Annotated in this window: 16 protein-coding genes; 15 read left to right on the forward strand and 1 reads right to left on the reverse strand. The window is 38.2% G+C overall.

The features are described 5' to 3' along the window. Positions 1 to 17: 17 nt before the first annotated feature. From AOB46_RS10805 to AOB46_RS10855, 10 genes are all read left to right on the forward strand, one after another. Positions 18 to 1,625: a pyruvate dehydrogenase complex dihydrolipoamide acetyltransferase gene (locus tag AOB46_RS10805; RefSeq protein ID WP_062699167.1), complete on the forward strand. Its 1,608-nt coding sequence runs from the start codon at positions 18 to 20 to the stop codon at positions 1,623 to 1,625. A gap of 291 nt (positions 1,626 to 1,916) precedes the next feature. Beyond that, positions 1,917 to 2,585, forward strand: coding sequence for an ABC transporter ATP-binding protein (locus AOB46_RS10815; protein WP_062699172.1), 669 nt, complete (start codon positions 1,917 to 1,919; stop codon positions 2,583 to 2,585). Positions 2,586 to 2,600: 15 nt separating this feature from the next. Continuing rightward, positions 2,601 to 3,179 (forward strand): murein L,D-transpeptidase catalytic domain-containing protein, encoded by a 579-nt coding sequence (locus AOB46_RS10820; RefSeq protein ID WP_241489192.1) that lies wholly within the window; start codon positions 2,601 to 2,603, stop codon positions 3,177 to 3,179. A gap of 32 nt (positions 3,180 to 3,211) precedes the next feature. Continuing rightward, positions 3,212 to 3,889, forward strand: a complete 678-nt coding sequence (gene radC / locus AOB46_RS10825; RefSeq protein ID WP_062699175.1) for a RadC family protein — start codon at positions 3,212 to 3,214, stop codon at positions 3,887 to 3,889. Beyond that, positions 3,886 to 4,752, forward strand: a complete 867-nt coding sequence (locus AOB46_RS10830) for a hypothetical protein (RefSeq protein WP_062699177.1) — start codon at positions 3,886 to 3,888, stop codon at positions 4,750 to 4,752. Before radC ends, AOB46_RS10830 begins: the two co-directional genes overlap by 4 nt. A gap of 250 nt (positions 4,753 to 5,002) precedes the next feature. Beyond that, a complete protein-coding gene (locus AOB46_RS10835) occupies positions 5,003 to 5,806 on the forward strand; it encodes a hypothetical protein (RefSeq protein ID WP_062699179.1) in 804 nt (267 codons plus the stop codon). Further along, the gene (locus AOB46_RS10840; RefSeq protein WP_062699180.1) at positions 5,796 to 7,631 is read left to right on the forward strand and encodes a S8 family peptidase; all 1,836 of its coding nucleotides are present in this window, start codon (positions 5,796 to 5,798) and stop codon (positions 7,629 to 7,631) included. The genes AOB46_RS10835 and AOB46_RS10840 overlap by 11 nt, the downstream gene beginning before the upstream one ends. A gap of 159 nt (positions 7,632 to 7,790) precedes the next feature. Further along, positions 7,791 to 8,303, forward strand: a complete 513-nt coding sequence (locus tag AOB46_RS10845; protein ID WP_062699182.1) for a hypothetical protein — start codon at positions 7,791 to 7,793, stop codon at positions 8,301 to 8,303. 18 nt (positions 8,304 to 8,321) lie between these two features. Next, positions 8,322 to 8,933, forward strand: a complete 612-nt coding sequence (locus AOB46_RS10850) for an inorganic pyrophosphatase (RefSeq protein ID WP_062699185.1) — start codon at positions 8,322 to 8,324, stop codon at positions 8,931 to 8,933. Between the two features lie 187 nt (positions 8,934 to 9,120). Further along, entirely contained in the window at positions 9,121 to 11,856 is a 2,736-nt protein-coding gene (locus AOB46_RS10855) for a sodium-translocating pyrophosphatase (RefSeq protein ID WP_062699187.1), read from the forward strand. 170 nt (positions 11,857 to 12,026) lie between these two features. Here AOB46_RS10855 and AOB46_RS10860 read toward each other — a convergent pair whose 3' ends face one another. Continuing rightward, positions 12,027 to 13,166, reverse strand: a complete 1,140-nt coding sequence (locus AOB46_RS10860; RefSeq protein WP_062699189.1) for an aminotransferase class I/II-fold pyridoxal phosphate-dependent enzyme — start codon at positions 13,164 to 13,166, stop codon at positions 12,027 to 12,029. Between the two features lie 237 nt (positions 13,167 to 13,403). On the opposite strand from AOB46_RS10860, the gene AOB46_RS10865 reads away from it, so the two are divergent. The 5 genes from AOB46_RS10865 (at position 13,404) to AOB46_RS10885 (ending at position 18,391) form a co-directional block, all read left to right on the forward strand. After that, the gene (locus tag AOB46_RS10865; protein WP_062699191.1) at positions 13,404 to 14,447 is read left to right on the forward strand and encodes a M28 family metallopeptidase; all 1,044 of its coding nucleotides are present in this window, start codon (positions 13,404 to 13,406) and stop codon (positions 14,445 to 14,447) included. 156 nt (positions 14,448 to 14,603) lie between these two features. After that, entirely contained in the window at positions 14,604 to 14,966 is a 363-nt protein-coding gene (locus tag AOB46_RS10870) for a glyoxalase (protein WP_062699193.1), read from the forward strand. An 11-nt stretch (positions 14,967 to 14,977) separates the two neighbouring features. Further along, on the forward strand, positions 14,978 to 15,478 hold the full coding sequence (locus tag AOB46_RS10875) for an endonuclease V (protein WP_062699194.1): 501 nt from the start codon (positions 14,978 to 14,980) through the stop codon (positions 15,476 to 15,478). A 442-nt stretch (positions 15,479 to 15,920) separates the two neighbouring features. After that, positions 15,921 to 17,219: a GEVED domain-containing protein gene (locus AOB46_RS10880; RefSeq protein ID WP_062699196.1), complete on the forward strand. Its 1,299-nt coding sequence runs from the start codon at positions 15,921 to 15,923 to the stop codon at positions 17,217 to 17,219. Between the two features lie 353 nt (positions 17,220 to 17,572). Further along, positions 17,573 to 18,391, forward strand: coding sequence for a GLPGLI family protein (locus tag AOB46_RS10885; RefSeq protein ID WP_157845056.1), 819 nt, complete (start codon positions 17,573 to 17,575; stop codon positions 18,389 to 18,391). Positions 18,392 to 18,428 lie beyond the last annotated feature (37 nt).

The following is an 18,428-nucleotide window of genomic DNA, read 5'->3' on the forward strand; positions in this document are numbered from 1 at the left end:
TCAAATCAATATAAATTATGGCAGAAGTAATTACGATGCCCCGCCTTTCCGACACTATGACGGAAGGTAAAGTGGCGAAATGGCATAAAAAAGTAGGTGATAAAGTAAAAGAAGGAGATATTTTAGCTGAAATTGAAACAGATAAAGCTGTTCAGGATTTCGAATCTGAAGTAGAAGGAACTCTTTTATACGTAGGTGTAGAAGAAGGTGGTGCAGCTGCTGTAGATTCTGTTTTGGCTATTATCGGAAATGAAGGAGAAGATATTTCAGGATTAACAGGAGGAGCTGCTGCTGCTCCCAATGCTGGCTCAGAAGAAAAAAAATCAGAAGAGCCTAAAACAGAAACTCCTGCATCTGCTGAGCAGACTGTAACAGAAACTCCGGCTGGGGTAGAAGTGATTACCATGCCAAGACTTTCTGATACAATGACAGAAGGTAAAGTAGCTAAATGGCATAAAAAGGTAGGTGATACCGTAAAAGAAGGTGATCTTCTTGCGGAAATTGAAACCGATAAAGCAGTACAGGATTTTGAATCTGAATTCAACGGGGTATTATTGAAGCAAGGCGTGGAAGAAGGCGGAGCAGCTCCGGTTGATTCAGTTTTAGCAATTATTGGTCCTGAAGGAACAGATGTTTCAGGTGTAGGAGCTCCGAAAGCTGCTTCCCAGTCATCAGACAAACCTGCTGAACAAAAAACTGAAGCTAAAGCTGAGGAAAAATCGGCTCCGGCTGTAAGCTCATCATCTTCTGACAGAGTAGCAATCTCCCCTCTAGCTAAGAAAATGGCTCAGGATAAAGGAGTGGATATCCACGATATTCAGGGTTCAGGAGAAAACGGAAGAATCGTTAAAAAAGATATTGAAAACTATCAGCCTGCCGCAAAACCAGCTGCTTCAGCTCCGGCTGCAGGTGCTGCTGCCCAGCTTGCTGTAAGCTTTGTTCAGGGTGAAGATACGGAGACACCAAACTCACAGGTAAGAAACGTCATTGCAAAACGTCTTTCTGAAAGTAAGTTCTCTGCACCTCACTATTACCTGATGGTGGAAATCAATATGGATAAGGCTATTGAGGCAAGAAAAGAGATCAACTCCATTCCTGATACCAAAATTTCTTTCAATGATATGATTATTAAGGCAACTGCAATTGCTTTAAGAAAACATCCGCAGGTAAATTCAAGCTGGGCAGGTGACAAGATCATTCACAGAGGAAATATCAATATCGGTGTAGCGGTGGCTATTCCGGACGGATTAGTGGTTCCTGTACTGAAGAATACAGATCAGATGAACTATACTCAGATATCAGCAGCGGTAAAAGATATGGCTTCAAGAGCGAAAAATAAAGGCCTTAAAGCCAATGAAATGGAAGGTTCCACATTCTCTATCTCCAACTTGGGAATGTTCGGAATAGAAACATTTACAAGCATCATCAACCAGCCGAACTCTGCAATCCTTTCAGTAGGAGCAATCATCGAAAAACCAATTGTTAAGGACGGTCAGATTGTTGTAGGAAACACCATGAAACTTTCCCTGGCCTGTGACCACAGAGTAGTAGACGGTGCCACTGGTGCTCAGTTCTTACAGACATTAAGAACCTATTTAGAAAGTCCGTTAACTTTGTTACTGTAATTTTCTAAACTGAAAATATTGAAGCCTCCCAGTCGGGAGGCTTTTTTGTTTGGGATTTTTATAGTCTGCAGACCTGGAATTTCTAATGTACAGATAGAAGTATGGGAAAATACAATGATGATAAAAGATTCTCTGTGGAAATTCATAAAGTGAAATAACAGAATGTAAGGAAATACTCAAAAATCCTAATGAATTATTAAGATAATATTCACTTAAATCTTGTAAAAAATAAATTGGAATGTTTGTTTTGAAACATTTCGTATATTTATGTTTATTCACTATTTTTGAATCATGATTAGAGCAAGGAATATCCATAAATCATATGGGAATCTAGAAGTACTGAAAGGAGTTGATATTCACATTAAAACAGGTGAAGTTGTGTCTATTGTTGGCGAATCAGGAGCAGGGAAATCTACACTGCTTCAGATTTTGGGAACATTGGATCTTCCAACCAATTCTAATAAATTTGGTACAGAAATATCTATTGCCGGGGAATCTTTCATCAATATGAATGATAAGCAGCTTTCCAAATTCAGAAATCAGAACATTGGTTTTGTATTTCAGTTCCATCAGCTTCTTCCGGAATTTACCGCCTTAGAAAACGTTCTGCTTCCAACAAAAATAGGAGGAGCGAATGAAAAAGAAGCCCTTGAGAAAGCATATGCCTTATTTGAAGATCTTAGGATAGAACAGAGACTTCATCACAAACCTAATCAGCTGTCAGGAGGAGAAGCACAGAGAGTTGCTGTGGCCAGAGCTTTGATCAATTCCCCTAAGATTATTTTTGCAGACGAACCTACAGGGAATCTGGATTCAAAAAATGCTGATGACCTTCACCGATTATTTTTTGACCTTAGAGATAAATACAACCAGACTTTTGTGATTGTTACCCATAACCCGGGGCTTGCTGAAATTACTGACCGGAAGTTGGTGATGAAAGACGGGATGATCATAGAATAAACCTGTTTTTTACTGATGAAAAAAATACTATTCCTGTTTCTTTTTACCATTTCCTGTGCCAGATTTGAGTCACAGGCAACTCCCGGTTCCGGAGGAATTCCGGAAGATAAAATTTTGGAAATTAAAAGATTTCTGAAAGGTAAAAACTACAATCAGGATATCGCTGTTTTCATCAATTTTAAAACCTATTCAGGAAAATACCGCTACTTTGTATATGATCTGAAAAACAGTAAAATACTACAGAAAGCAATCGTTTCTCATGGTTCCGGCTCTGTCATCAGAAACTCAGAGACTCTTGCCTTCAGCAATACAGAAGGATCCTACCAATCTTCGCTTGGGAAATATGAAATTCTGCAGAGCTATACCGGGAAATTTGGCAAGGCCTACAGGATGAATGGTCTTGATGCCTCCAACAGCAGAGCTATGGAACGGGCCATTGTACTTCATTCCCTGGAATGTGTTCCGGATAAAGAATCGTCCGCCCCCGCCTGTTTAAGTTTAGGATGTCCGATGCTTTCGGTAAATGCTTTCAATGAGACAGCAAAATATCTTGACCAGTCTAAATATCCGGTTATTTTATATGCTTTCTATTAAACCTCTATTATTCATTAATTAAACCTTTAAAAATGCCCATAAAACTTCTTGCCGAAGATGACAGACCCAGAGAGAAATTTTTGCTGAAAGGCCGAAATTCACTTTCTGATTCTGAATTGCTGGCTATTATTATGGGAAGCGGAAGCAAAGATGAAACGGCAGTAGAGCTGGCCAGAAAAATTCTTTCTTCAGTAAACAACAGCTGGCACCAGCTAAGCCAGCTTTCTAATAAAGAGCTGATGAAGTTTAAGGGGATAGGAGAAGCTAAGTCCATTTCTATCATTGCAGCCTTAGAGATTGCGAGAAGAAGAGCAGTTCAGGAAATTCCGGAAAGAGCAGTGGTGGTAAATAGTAATGATGCCTATCTTTTATTGAAGAACCAGCTGTCCGATCTGAGAACCGAAGAATTTTGGGGAATATTTCTCAACCAAAGTAATAAAGTCATTCATATTGCCCAGCTCACCCAAGGTGGCATAAGCCAGTCAGTTGTAGATGTAAGAATACTATTCAAGACCGCTCTGGACCATTTTTCAACAGGGATCATTATTGCCCATAATCATCCTTCAGGAAGCATCAGGCCGAGTAAAGAAGATATACATATTACCCAAAAAATAAAAGAAGCAGGAAAAACACTGAGTATTCAGCTTTTAGACCATATTATAATTACACAGAATTCATACTTTAGTTTCTCAGACGATGGATTATTATGATTAGAAGAGTGAAATATAACGAGATTGATTTCGTAAAATATACAAAGTGCCTGGAAAATTCTGAACAGAAAAACTGGTATGCCCGAAAGGAAATTTTAGATCAGCTTTCAGGCAGCTGGCACATTTTGGTTTATGGAGATTATGAAGCAGTAATGCCCGTTCATATAGATAGAAAAATAGGGATTAATTTTGTTAATATGCCGCTTTTTTGCCAGCAGCTTGGAGTTTTTTCAAAAGCGGATGATTCAGGGATCAATGATCTGTTTTTGCAGTTTTTAAAAAAGAAATATATACTTTTCCTTTATTCATTTAATCAGTACAATAGCTTTTCGGTTGAACCCGAGAAAAGAAAAAACTATATTATTCCCATTTCTGATTACGTTCTTTTAAGAAGAAAAAAATATTTCAAAGGAAGAAAATCTACCGCCAAAATGGCGCAGCATCTTCAATATAAGGAAATTGAACTTAATGATGAGAGCATTCTTTTTTTTAGAAGCAATTTAAAAGGACTTTCCAAAGAATCGGATTGGCAAAAGCTTAAAAATTATATTTTATTTCTTTCAGAAAATAATGCTCTTAAGCTTTCCGGAGCTTATTTTAATGATAAACTGATCAGTTTAGCCGTGCTGGTTGCAGATAAGGAACAATTCTCGTTATTGAGTTTAGTGAATGATGAAAAATATAAAAATGAAAACGGCGCTTCTTTTGTCATTGACAGGATTCTGAATCTGTATATTCATGAGAAAACATTCAATTTTATGGGAAGTAATATCCGGGGAATTCAGGTTTTTTTCAAAAGTTTTGGAGCAGAACTTCATGAATATGGTATTATTGAAAATAAATTTCTCAAGAGGTTTTCTTAGATAATTTTCAACACAGGAAATTACCCTGGCCTGTAAAATCTGTTTTCTTTTCCGTTAGAATTTTTCAATAGAGCATATGTTTTTGGCTATCGAAAATTTTCTTATTCCATAGGGAATCCAAATTTATTATTCTATAATCTGACTTTCACAAAATTGTGATTTTTTTATTGTGCAAAGCTTTTGTAAAGTAAATAGTTGTATATTCATACTATAAAAACTCAATAAACCATAAAACTTAAATTTAATCATCATGAAAAAAACTCTCATTGTGGCAGCTCTTGCTATGGCAGCATTCTCAAATGCCCAAACATCATGGACTTTAACCGGAAATGGAGGAACCACTCCGGGAAAAGAGTATATCGGAACAAGAGATGAACAGGATCTGGTTATAAAAACAGCGAATATTGAACGGATGAGGATTAGTGCGAAAGGAAATGTAGGCATCAATGCAGCTCCGGATGTCAATTATATCTTTAAGGTGCAGGGGAGGTCCCAATTTGTTTCTGATACAGGTTTGGATTCATTTCAAATCATCAATACAGGATCCAATGTAGGGAATGGTTCCTCTTTGGCCTGGCTTTCCTATAAACAGTACCAGCCTAATAATCCCGGAGTTTTTGATATCACTGGAATTACAAGCCTCAATGGCCCTTTTGAAAGTCTTCTATCCGTAAAATCAAATGGAAAAATGATTCTCGGTCCTTCAAGTTTTGCTTTAAACTGTCCGGACTGTAATGATTATAGATTATTTGTAAAAAACGGAATCAGAACTGAAAAAGTAAAAGTTGACATTGCAGCAGACAACGGCTGGGCAGATTACGTCTTCGAAAAAGATTATAAGCTGATGCCCTTGAATGAACTGGATCAGTTTATCAATGAAAATGGCCATCTTCCGGAAGTTCCTACCACAGAAGAAGCTATTAAAAACGGAGTAGAGCTGAAAGAAATGAATATTCTCCTGCTTAAAAAAGTGGAAGAATTAACGTTATATATGATTCAGCAGAGTAAAGAAATTAAGGAACTGAAAAATAAAATACAGCAGTATGAAAAATAAAGTATTAATTGCTGCATTTTCTTTATGGTCTGCCTTATCTTTTGCTCAGCATAAAGCATACTATATAGAAATTGCAGGCAGTGAAAATGTTCCTAAAATAAAAAGCAGCGGTAAAAACCTGTTTTTAGAACATACCGACCGATCTGTTACAGAAGTTTTGACAAAATATGAAATCTATAGATTTGAAAAAGCTTTTCCCCTGGCAGTAACCCCATTTTTGCAGAGAATATATCTTCTGGAGGTTAATAAAAGTGAAGTTTTCGAGGATTTAAAAAGATTCAGCAGATACTTTCCTCTGGTAGAAGAAACCCGTAATCCGGAAGTATTATATACTCCAAATGATTATCATTACCCTATTGGAAGTTCAGAACCCCGAAAAAGTCTTGATCTCATCAATATAACCAGTGCCTGGGATTATACTCATGGAGATCCTAATATCAAGATCGGAATATGCGACACAGCCATTAGGTTAACCCATGAGGATCTTGCTGGAAAAGTAACCAGCCTGGATACATATAACTACTCGGATTCTCATGGAACAGCAGTGGCAAGCCATGCGGCAGCTAATACTGATAATGGTAAAGGAATTCCCGGCACAGGATTTAATTCTTCTGTACTTTTTAAAGTAATGACGATTAATAATGTTAATCATTTATTGACATTATCAAAAAATGGCGCCCGGGTAGTTAACGCCAGCTGGCACAATGGCACTTGTGCCCCAAGTATTGTTGAGCAGAGTGTTATTGATGAGATACATGCCAATGGAACTGTAATTATTGCAGCAGCTGGAAATTCATCCACATGCGGAGGTCCGTTTACTCATGTATATCCCGCAAGTTATAATCATGTAATCAGTGTCTCTACTGTGGGGCATGAAGATGTTGGCTTTACTTACAATAACATCCCTTTGATATGGAGAGATCGGGTAGAACATAACATCGGAGATCCGGCTACTATTAACCGTGTTAATGACAAGGTAGATGTGTTTGCTTCAGGATTTAATGTTCTGGGAGCGACTGCAGAAAGTGACTCATCTTATGGAGGTGCGTGGGGAACTTCTTTATCAGCCCCGCAGGTATCAGGAGTTGTCGCTTTATTATTTGCAGCCAATAACTGTCTGAATCCAGATGAAGCAGAATCTCTTCTGAAATTGGGAGCATCAGATCTTGATACTATTCCGGAGAACCTTCCATACGCCGGAAGGATGGGAGCGGGAAGAATTGATGCAGGAAAATCTACTAAACTGGCCTGGCAGATGAATCCTGCAAACGGAGGCGAGATGCTGGTTTCAGGCAGGGATTTTAACAGGTACAGTTTTGAGCTGATTAATTCTCCTCAGAAAGTAAGAATAAAAGATCAGTCATTTGTACAGCAGTCTGAGATTACTGTTAAAGCAAAAGATTATATCCTTCTGGACACTAATGTTTTACTGGCGCCGGATACAGGAAAATCAAATTATCTTTATATTGGTGATAATTCATGTTATACCTTCGCGCCGGTGGCTAATAAAGCTTCTGAAACAGAAAAAAACAATAAACTGTCAGAGGTTCAGATCGCGGATAATAACCTGCTGGCTGTTGAAGTGTATCCTAATCCGTCATCAGGACTTATTTATTTTAAAAACCTTGAAAAAATCAATACCGGCGAAAAGATATCTGTAGCAGTTTATGATCTTTCGGGAAGACTGATGATTAACAGACCGGGTATGTCAGTATTAGCTATTGTACGTAATGGCTTTGATATAAGCGAATTAAAACAGGGGGCATATTTAGTTGAACTGAGTTCAGGTAAAGAAAAAGTCACTAAAAAAGTTATTAAAAAATAACTGAACAGACAGCCGGATTTACCCGGCTGTTTTTTTGTTTATCTATCTCAATTCCTGAGAGTTATTTTCCTGCATAAGATTTAAAAAATTTCCATGACGGATATATGCAAAAAATCTTTAGAACCCGGAAAATAATTAGTAATTTTGCAGTCTAAAATTATGACTAGTTTTTCAGGATATTTACCTTATGCCTTTGCATTAATCATTGCAATTCCTTTTCTGGTTTTGCTTAGGCAGTTTGTACATTCGTACATCACCCTTAAAAATCAGGAGATCAAACTTCTTTCCGTTAAATCGAATACAGAAAACAAAACCCATTCTTATGAAAGAATGACACTGTTTCTGGAAAGAATGAAACCTTCCAATCTCATTCAGAAATTTGATAAAGATCTTGCTGTTCATGAATTTATTTTCCTTACCGAAAAAGCAATCAACGAAGAATTTGAATACAACTCTTCACAACAGCTTTATCTGACAAAAAACTCGTGGAAGAATATTGTAGATTCTAAGAATGCTGTGATTGACCTGCTTCACAAAACATATGAAGGGTTGAAGGGGAATGCCAGTCTGGATGAATTCAAGACCATTTTCATCATGAATTATATGGAAAGTGAAGACTATATTGCAGCTACAATAGAAGACCTTCGAAGAGAAATTTTAATAATAACTTAAAAAATAACAGATAAAATAATGATTCCAAATTTTAAAGCACATCCATGGCACGGAATTACTGCGGGAGAAGATGCGCCAAATGTTGTAAACGTATTTGTGGAAATCGTTCCTTCAGATACCATTAAATATGAAGTTGACAAAGAAACAGGATTTTTGAAGGTAGACAGGCCTCAGAAATTTTCCAATATTATCCCTGCTTTATATGGTTTTGTTCCAAGAACATACTGCCATAATGAAGTAATGAAACTTGCGGTAGAAGCAGGTGCAGATGATGTAACCATGGGAGATCATGATCCGCTTGATATTTGTGTATTAAGCTCGCATAATATCCATTCAGGAGGATTATTAATGGAAGCGATCCCAATCGGTGGGTTCAAAATGATTGACGGAGGAGAAGCTGATGACAAAATCGTTGCCGTAATGATCGGAGACCATGCTTTCGGACATTTCAGAGATATTTCTGAGCTTCCTGAAGCTGAAGTAAAGAGATTGATGCACTACTTCCTTACCTATAAAAATCTGCCGGATGAGCCTGCAAAATGCAGAATCCATGAAATTTACGGAGCAGAGCACGCTAAAAAAGTGATCAAAGCCTCCCAAACAGACTATGCAAATAAATTTGGGGGATAATATCCTCTGATTTTCATCCTATAAAAAGGGTAAACGATTCTTCGTTTATCCTTTTTTATTGCCCGTTTACAGAGAACTGATCGTGTGTCTTTATAGGGTTGAAGATTTAAACAATTGATTTTTTTTGATGTTTTAGTGGTAATTATTTATTATATTTAATTTTCTATTACCAAAAAAATATTAAACTATGGATCTATTTGTGTTAGTGCCAATTTTTGGTGTTGTCGCGCTGTTGTATACTTTTTTGCAGAGCAATTGGGTAAGCAGGCAAAATGCCGGAAATGAAAAAATGAAAACAATCAGCGGACATATCGCTGACGGTGCAATGGCTTTTCTAAAGGCCGAGTACAAGATTTTAACGTATTTCGTAGTAGTAGTGGCCATCCTTCTGGCTGTAATGGGTTCCAGTAATGCCAATTCCCATTGGAGTATCGGTATTGCTTTTGCTGTAGGGGCTATATTTTCAGCATTGGCAGGATTTATTGGAATGAAGATCGCAACAAAAGCCAATGTGAGAACCGCAGAAGCCGCAAAAACATCCCTGTCAAAAGCACTTAAAGTATCCTTTACCGGAGGTTCTGTGATGGGAATGGGTGTGGCCGGGCTGGCTGTTTTAGGTCTGGGAGCCTTATTTCTGATTATTAAACAGATTTTTGCTCCGGAAGCTACTGTAGATTCCCATGAAATGGAACGAACCATTGAAATTCTCACCGGATTTTCTTTAGGTGCAGAATCTATTGCCCTTTTTGCCAGAGTGGGAGGTGGTATCTATACAAAAGCAGCAGACGTTGGGGCTGACCTGGTTGGCAAGGTAGAAGCGGGAATTCCGGAAGATGACCCAAGAAACCCGGCTACCATTGCAGATAATGTAGGAGATAACGTAGGAGACGTAGCAGGGATGGGGGCCGATTTATTTGGCTCTTACGTAGCCACTGTACTGGCAACCATGGTTTTAGGAAGAGAAACTGTTTCCGATGATGCTTTCGGTGGATTTGCACCTATTCTTCTGCCGATGCTTATTGCAGGAACCGGAATTATATTCTCAATGATAGGAACCTTATTCGTAAGAATCAACGATAATGAAGGGGCATCTACATCCTCTGTTCAGAATGCCCTGAATCTGGGGAATTGGGGAAGTATTGTGATTACTGCCATAGCATCTTATTTTTTGGTAACCTATACACTTCCGGAAACCATGACCCTCAGAGGACATGAATTTACAAAAATGGGTGTTTTCGGAGCAATAATGGTAGGTCTGGTTGTGGGTACTTTAATGAGTATTATTACAGAATATTATACAGCCATGGGGAAAAGACCCGTTTCCAGTATTGTGAGACAGTCTTCCACAGGACATGCAACGAACATTATCGGTGGTCTTTCCGTAGGAATGGAATCTACGTTGCTTCCGATTATTGTGCTTGCAGGGGGAATTTATGGGTCTTACTTATGTGCCGGACTATATGGGGTAGCGATTGCCGCTGCCGGTATGATGGCAACAACAGCCATGCAGCTTGCAATTGATGCATTCGGGCCAATTGCTGATAACGCCGGAGGTATCGCTGAAATGAGTGAGCTTCCGAAAGAAGTACGTGAAAAAACAGATATCCTGGATGCAGTGGGAAATACAACCGCGGCTACAGGTAAAGGATTTGCCATTGCTTCTGCAGCCTTAACAGCACTGGCCTTATTTGCAGCTTTCGTAGGAATTGCAGGAATCGATGGTATTGATATTTACAAGGCAGATGTTCTGGCTGGATTATTTGTCGGGGGAATGATCCCTTTTATATTCTCATCTCTGGCTATCACAGCAGTAGGGCAGGCAGCTATGGCGATGGTGGAAGAGGTAAGAAGACAGTTCCGTGAAATTCCGGGAATTCTGGAAGGAAAAGCACAGCCTGAATATGAAAAATGCGTCGCAATTTCTACCGATGCTTCCATCAGGAAAATGATGCTTCCGGGCGCTATCGCCATTGTATCCCCATTGCTGATTGGTTTTATCTTCGGACCTGAAGTATTAGGAGGTTTTCTGGCAGGAGCTACTGTTTGTGGGGTTCTGATGGGGATGTTCCAGAATAATGCCGGCGGTGCCTGGGATAATGCTAAAAAATCTTTTGAAAAAGGAGTGGATATCAATGGGCAGACCTACTATAAAGGTTCAGAACCCCATAAAGCTTCTGTAACCGGAGATACGGTGGGGGATCCTTTTAAAGATACTTCCGGACCGTCTATGAACATCCTGATCAAGCTGATGTCCATTGTTTCATTGGTAATTGCTCCAACGCTGGCAGTACTGCATAAAGATAAGATAGAAGCTAACAGAAAGGCTAAACTGGAAAGCTTAACCGGCATTTCCGGTGCAGGTACTTCAACAGCTCATGCTGATCTTCAGGTTATTCCGGCAGCTTCCGGAGAAATTAAAGGCCACCTTAATGAAAACGGTGATTTTGTATATGATACCGGAAATATGCAGGAAATTAAGCTGAAAGGCGGCAAAACAATATCTGTGGGTGAAGGAAGCAAACTGTACCAGCTGTATAATGCAGTAAATAAAAAAGATCAATCTATATTGGATCCTAATATCTGGTATACTATTGAAAACCTTTACTTTGAAACCGGGTCAAGCGACCTGAAAGCAGGATCTGAAATACAACTGAACAATCTTGCAGAGCTCTTAAATGCTTATCCGGATCTTAAGATTAAATTAGGCGGATATACAGACAATACCGGAAATGAAGAAAGCAATCTGAAACTATCTAACCTGAGAGCTCAGACGGCAAAACTTAAGCTTCTGGAATTAGGAATTCCGTCAGACAGGATAGAAGCGGATGGCTATGGTTCACAGCATCCCGTATGCGCTGCCAATGATACCGATGAATGTAAAGCTAAAAACAGAAGAATTGATGTAAGGGTTCTGGCTCTGTAACTAAAAAGATAAAATATACTATAAGACACCGCATTTGTGGTGTCTTTTTTAGTGATTTGAAAGATTTCATTACCTTTTATTATATGAATTAAAGGTTATTTAATCTGCAAAACATTTATAAGAGGAAAACATACCAATCTTGTTGGTATGTTTTATATGAAATAAAGGGATTAAAGATTCTTTCTAAGGTATTCCATTGCCTGAATAATCACTTCATCTTTTTTGGCAAAGCTAAACCGTATATAATCTGAATTCTGTTTGGAGTGATAAAATGCAGAAAGAGGAAGGCAGGCTGTTTTCTTTTCAACAGTCAGCCATTTGGAAAACTCTACATCGGTCATCGTTTTGGAAATATTTCTGAAATTAACAATTTGAAAAACACTGCCTTCTGCCTTCTCTAGAGTTTCGAAAGGGGTGTTTTGAGCCATCTCATAAAAAAGATCTCTCTTCTTCTGCATCAGTCTCTGGTTTTCAGACGGGTCAAAGATTTCCAGATATTTTGCCAGCGCATATTGTGCCGGGGCATTGGCGCTATAAGAAATATACTGCTGGTGGCATCTGAATTTTGAAGTCAGATCTTCAGACGCTACCAAATAGCTCACTTTCCAGCCGGAGGTATGAAACATTTTTCCAAAGGAAAAAATACAAAACGTTCTGTTTTTAAGCTCCGGATGCAGCAATGAACTGTAATGTTCGATGCCGTCATAACAGTAGGTGTCGTAAATCTCTTCTGAAATCAGATAAATTTCCTGATCTTTAATCAGCTCGTACAGCTGCTGCCAGTCGTTTTGTTTCCAAATTTTTCCGGTAGGATTCTGCGGGGAATTAACGATGACTGCTTTTGTTTTTTGGGAAATACATGTTTGAAACTTTTCCCAGTCTATAGCAAAATTCTCGTCAAGGTCATAATAGACAGGAGTTCCTCCGTTGATCACTACAGAGGGTCCGTACGTATAATAAGAAGGCTGTATGATGATGACTTCATCTTCCTGATTCAGAATAGATTTTAGAGCAGTATGTAAAGCAAAGGTTGCACATGGAATAATTGTAACTTCGTTGTCTTTAAGTTTAATGCTGTTTTTTCGCAGTTTATTAAACTGTATAATATTTTTGATAAGGAGCGGATTGCCTGCCAGGGGCTCATACTGATGACTGTCATGCTCTGCAGCTTCTTTGAGAAATATTTTCAGACGGCTGTCAATGTCAAAATCAGGAAGCCCGAGAGAAAGATCAAAACTATTGTGTCTGGAAGCAAGATCAGACATTTCTGTGAAAAATGAATAATGAGTAAACCCGTAAATTTTTTCCATCTATTCTGTATTTAATTCAAATATAATAAAATTGATATCATATTTTTATCTGAAAGAATATTTTAATACGATTTGTGTTGTTGATTATGGTTTTTGTTGTTTATATTTTAAATCTGTCTTGGTTTGAGCAGAAATGAAAATACACTGTATTATCATAATTCCCCTGAATAAAGCCAAATTGTAGGGATTATCATCCCGGTTAAATAAAATTTGTTATTTTTAGGCAAATAATTTTTTATGAAAAAACTACTTATACCGTTATTTTCTGCTGCTGTACTGGTGAGCTGCGGAACGGCAAAAACGGCTGAAGGAGCGCCGGCTCAGTCTTCCTCTTCTGCTAAAGGTGATAAAGCTTTTCTTTCTGCCTATAAGTTTATTAAAGCAGATGAATTAAAGAAAAACTTATATGTTATTGCTTCTGATGAAATGGGAGGAAGAGATACTGGCAGCCCGGGGCAGAAAAAAGCGGGTGAGTATATGATCAACTATTATAAAGGCCTGGGAATATCATATCCTAAAGCACTCGGGTCCTATTATCAGAAAGTGCCATCGGAATTTATGAAGAAAAGAGGCGGTGGAAATCTCCCGGATTCAGAAAATATTCTGGCATTTATTGAAGGAAGTGAAAAACCGGAAGAAATTGTAGTGATTTCTGCACATTATGACCATGTGGGAACCAAAAATGGTGTTGTATATAACGGTGCTGATGATGACGGAAGCGGTACCGTGGCTGTAATGCAGATTGCAAAAGCTTTCCAGGAAGCTAAAAAAGCAGGAAAAGGACCTAAGAGATCCATCCTGTTTCTTCATGTAACAGGAGAAGAGCATGGCCTGTTCGGGTCAGATTATTATACCAGCAATCCGGTCTTCCCATTGGCGAATACAGTTGTAGATCTTAATATAGACATGATAGGGCGTGATGATCCGGATAACAGGGGTAAACAATATGTGTATGTAATTGGTTCCGAAATGCTGAGCTCCCAGCTTAAAGTAATCAATGAAGAAGCAAATAAGAGAACCAATAATCTGGAGCTGAACTATAAATATGATGATCCGAATGACCCCCAGCAGCTGTACTATCGTTCAGATCACTATAACTTTGCTAAAAATAACGTTCCGGTAGCATTCTACTTCGACGGAATTCATGAAGACTATCACCGTCCTACAGATGATCCGGATAAAATTGATTATCCTTTGCTGGAAAAAAGAACCCAGCTTGTTTTTGCAACAGCCTGGGAAATAGCCAACAGAGCAGAAAGAATAGTTGTAGATAAAAAATAACTTTAGGTTGAATTACAGAAATGCAGATTCCATACTGTATTTCTGTATGAGGACCGAAACATTTTACAGAAAATCAGGATGGAAACAAAATGGAGTGCACGGAAAAGGTGAAATCCGTTTTGAAATGGACTGGTCAACCTGGAACAATAAAAAACAATGAAACAGAAAATCAAGTCAATCCGCCCGTTTATCGGTGCTGAAAACTTCGAAATAAGCCGTAACTTTTATAAAGATCTGGGATTTGAAGAATTCGTCTTAGAACCTAAATTGTCCTTATTTATAAAAGAGGAAACTGCTTTTTATCTACAGGATTATTATGCCAAAGACTGGATAGATAATACCATGGTTTTTATGGAAGTGGAAAATACAGATAGCTTTTATAAAGAACTTCAGGCTTTGAATTTTACTGAAAAATATAAAGGAACCAGACTTACTCCGGTAAGAACGTTGGAGTGGGGGAAAGAATGCTTCGTTCATGATCCGTCCGGGATTTTATGGCATTTTGGTGAATTCTTTTAAGTTAAGATATTATGATTTACGCGTTTGATACCTACTATTATGAGGATCATGCCAATACGGTATGTATTGCATTTGAAGACTGGACTTCTGAAAAAGAATCTGAAATTTTTACCGAAAAAACAGAAATCAGTTCTGATTATGAAAGTGGAGCTTTTTACAAAAGAGAGCTTCCCTGCATTCTCAGTCTGCTGAAGAAAATACCCCTGAAGAAAGGAGATCTCATCATTGTAGACGGTTATGTTACCTTGGATAATGACGGGAAAATAGGATTGGGGGGATATCTGTACGATGCCCTGGAACAGAAATATCCTATTATCGGAATCGCAAAAAACGGTTTTGCAGCTCCGGATTCTTTACGGAGAACCATATTCCGTGGGGAAAGCAAATCTCCCTTATTTCTTACCGTAAAAGGTGCTGATTCTGATGAAATCCTGAAGAAAGTGGAACAAATGCATGGGCCGTACAGAATTCCGACATTACTTAAAAAACTGGATCAACTGTCAAGGGCTTAAAAGTACACTTTATTAAAAATACTTATCCCGCATAATCTGTGAGATAAAATACCGGTAAATATCTGCGGATCCAGCCGGCTTTAGTCAAAATCTACACAGTCAGTCTGTAAAAACTGCAATAAATAAAACTGCGTGATTTCATTGCATAAATATTCCAACAGACCCCATAGTTTTTATGGATAGGGATGGTAGATCCTGTCACAAATTAATAAAATCAGTGTGTTAAATATTTTTAACCTCAAGGATTAAGCAGGTTGAGAATTTTCTTTGTATGGGGTGGTTATTCCTTGAGTATTTATTAATATTTTAGTTTTTAATCTTATAAATTATTTTGTTTAATTAATTATCCTGATAATGTTTCAAAAGTGACAAATATCATCATGTTATTATTTTTATTAATTCTAAATAAATATAATTTTGTTTCAGGAAAATTAAAGAATACATGAAAAGATTATCTACTCTTGCAGCTGTGCTGTTTTATATGATGATGGACGCGCAATACTGCAGTCCTGCATTTCAATATGGGGCAGACAGCAACATGATTACCCATGTCAGCTTTGGAAATATCAATAATACATCACCGTTTCAATCAGGAACTACCCCAATATATGAAGATTTTACCTCAATATCTACAGATCTGCAGGCTGGTAACAGCTATCCAGTATCTGTGAAAGGTCCTTCCGGTACATTTCCGAGTGATGTGGTTATTTTTATAGATTTCAATCAGAATGGGAGTTTTAATGATGCCGGAGAAAGCTTTTATATCGGCAGACTTGCAGCAGCAAATCCAGCTAATGCTTTTACGTTGACAGGAACGGTAACAGTGCCGGTAAACGCTTCTTCAGGAGCAACAAGAATGAGAGTGCTTAAAAATAATAATACAGCAGCTTATTCGGATCCGAATGCACCTAATTCTATCAATACAGCATGTGATAACAATTTAAGGTCGGGGCAGGCAGAAGACTATACCGTTATGATCTCCGGCAGTAATGCAGGTTTCCCGGCACCATACTGCGGAACTGAAAATATAAGCTCTCATACGGTAAGCGAAATAGGCAGAGTAGAATTTGCCGGGAAAAGCAATGACAGCAATATCGACGGAAATTCAGAGGTGCTGGAAAATTTTACAGATATTATATTTGATGTGAAGAGAGGCAGCTCTTATCTGATCTCAATTACAGGAGGAACTCATGGCCAGGCCACTGTTTCAGCATATGCCTATATAGACCTTAATCACGACAATATATTTGATGCCGATGAAGTATTTAATCTGGGATATTTAGACAATTCTGATCCTGTGAATCATGTGCAGTCAGGAGTGGCTTCAGGAACAATTATGATTCCTTCTGATGCCTTGCTGGGCCTAACCCGTTTCAGACTGGTAAAAGCATATGAATCAAGTTCGGGGATGGGAACATTGGAAAATCTTCCGTGTCCGTCAGGATGGTTCATAGGACAGGTGGAGGATTATACCGTCAATGTGCAGGCAGAAAATCTTGCTACCACAGAAGTATCAAAAAAAGCGGCAGTAAAAATATTCCCTAACCCGACAACCGGTTCTGTAACCATAAGAACGGAAGGAGGACTGAATCAATACGAAGTATATGATCTCGCCGGACGAAAGCTTCTGGAAGGAAACTCTGCTGTGATAAGCACAGAGGGATTGGCTGCGGGAACCTACCTGATAAAAATCCGGACTAAAGATCATAAGGTTATAACCGAAAAAATCATAAAAAAATAAACATATATCTAAATCATATCCATATCAATTTTTGTTTTTTTAAACCGGCAGGCCATATTCTGTCGGTTTTTTCTTTATCAAAATAAGAGACCGCCGAAACACCTGTATTTAAGAGACTTTTAACTAAAATGTGCTTCCGGTGGGTAATTGTTAAAACATTCCTGTTCCTTTTAACATTTTATTCCTGAAATTTATCAAAACTTTATATTTCCGGCGTTTTCGTCTGTTGAAAAATTGAAGTTATTTTACAGAAAATTAAAAGCCATGAATTTATGATCAGGCCGTCTGTAAAAGATGACTTACAAATATCCTGTTCTGTCTTTCAGGCGATTGTTAACGGGAAAAATAATAACATGAAGAAAACAGTACTTATGGCAGTTATGGCTGCCGGCTTTTGGGGCAAAGCCCAGACACACCGATTCATTTACGATGTCGTTTACAAAAAAGACGCAGATTCAGAAGTCCTTACCAAAGAGAATTTTCACCTGGATATCCATCCTGAAAAAGTAGAATATTACCAAAGGGATTTCTTTATTGCAGATTCTCTGATCACCAATAACCTTCAGTTTCCCAAAGATACCAAACTGAATACTTCCAGCATCATCTATCATAAAACAGGTAGTGAAAATTATGATGAATATGACCTTATGGAAGATACCGTTTTAAAGCTTCAGACTAAAGATACCCAGCAATGGAAGCTCACGGGAGAAAGTAAAAAAGTAAAGGATCTTCAGCTTCAGAAAGCAACAACAAGCTATGGTGGAAGAGAATGGACAGCCTGGTTTGCCAAGGATATTCCTTTTCAGGAAGGTCCTTATAAATTCCATGGCCTGCCGGGGCTGATTGTAGAGCTTTACGATAATAAAAACAATTATAAATTTGAGCTGGTTAAGTCCGTTAAACTGGATAAGCCGGTTAAAAATATGTTTATTGACATGTCGAGGGAAAAAAGTGTACCGGTTACCTGGGAAAAATACAAATCAACGAAACTTGCATTCTATGATTCTCCGATTAATTTCATCAGGAACGGAGCGCAGGGAGATCAGTTCTTCCTGAACGACGGAACAAAAGTAAATGCAGCCAATAGAAGAGAAGTGAATGAGAGAATGAAACAGGACATCAAAAGGTTTAACAATCCTGTTGAGCTGGATAAAAAGATTATATACCCTTAATCATAAAAAATTTCGGGCATTCCAGAACGGAATGCCC

The sequence above is a fragment of the Chryseobacterium indologenes genome (assembly GCF_001295265.1).
GTDB lineage: Bacteria > Bacteroidota > Bacteroidia > Flavobacteriales > Weeksellaceae > Chryseobacterium > Chryseobacterium indologenes_A.

Bases quoted from the DNA above. Each gene is read 5' to 3' on its own strand.
- AOB46_RS10805 (WP_062699167.1), top strand. From the start codon at position 18: ATGGCAGAAGTAATTACGATGCCCCGCCTTTCCGACACTATGACGGAA.
- AOB46_RS10840 (WP_062699180.1), top strand. From the start codon at position 5,796: ATGAAAAATAAAGTATTAATTGCTGCATTTTCTTTATGGTCTGCCTTA.
- AOB46_RS10820 (WP_241489192.1), top strand. From the start codon at position 2,601: ATGAAAAAAATACTATTCCTGTTTCTTTTTACCATTTCCTGTGCCAGA.
- AOB46_RS10870 (WP_062699193.1), top strand. From the start codon at position 14,604: ATGAAACAGAAAATCAAGTCAATCCGCCCGTTTATCGGTGCTGAAAAC.
- AOB46_RS10875 (WP_062699194.1), top strand. From the start codon at position 14,978: ATGATTTACGCGTTTGATACCTACTATTATGAGGATCATGCCAATACG.
- AOB46_RS10880 (WP_062699196.1), top strand. From the start codon at position 15,921: ATGAAAAGATTATCTACTCTTGCAGCTGTGCTGTTTTATATGATGATG.
- AOB46_RS10860 (WP_062699189.1), bottom strand. From the start codon at position 13,166: ATGGAAAAAATTTACGGGTTTACTCATTATTCATTTTTCACAGAAATG.
- AOB46_RS10850 (WP_062699185.1), top strand. From the start codon at position 8,322: ATGATTCCAAATTTTAAAGCACATCCATGGCACGGAATTACTGCGGGA.
- AOB46_RS10855 (WP_062699187.1), top strand. From the start codon at position 9,121: ATGGATCTATTTGTGTTAGTGCCAATTTTTGGTGTTGTCGCGCTGTTG.
- AOB46_RS10815 (WP_062699172.1), top strand. From the start codon at position 1,917: ATGATTAGAGCAAGGAATATCCATAAATCATATGGGAATCTAGAAGTA.
- radC (WP_062699175.1), top strand. From the start codon at position 3,212: ATGCCCATAAAACTTCTTGCCGAAGATGACAGACCCAGAGAGAAATTT.
- AOB46_RS10830 (WP_062699177.1), top strand. From the start codon at position 3,886: ATGATTAGAAGAGTGAAATATAACGAGATTGATTTCGTAAAATATACA.
- AOB46_RS10845 (WP_062699182.1), top strand. From the start codon at position 7,791: ATGACTAGTTTTTCAGGATATTTACCTTATGCCTTTGCATTAATCATT.
- AOB46_RS10865 (WP_062699191.1), top strand. From the start codon at position 13,404: ATGAAAAAACTACTTATACCGTTATTTTCTGCTGCTGTACTGGTGAGC.
- AOB46_RS10835 (WP_062699179.1), top strand. From the start codon at position 5,003: ATGAAAAAAACTCTCATTGTGGCAGCTCTTGCTATGGCAGCATTCTCA.
- AOB46_RS10885 (WP_157845056.1), top strand. From the start codon at position 17,573: ATGAAGAAAACAGTACTTATGGCAGTTATGGCTGCCGGCTTTTGGGGC.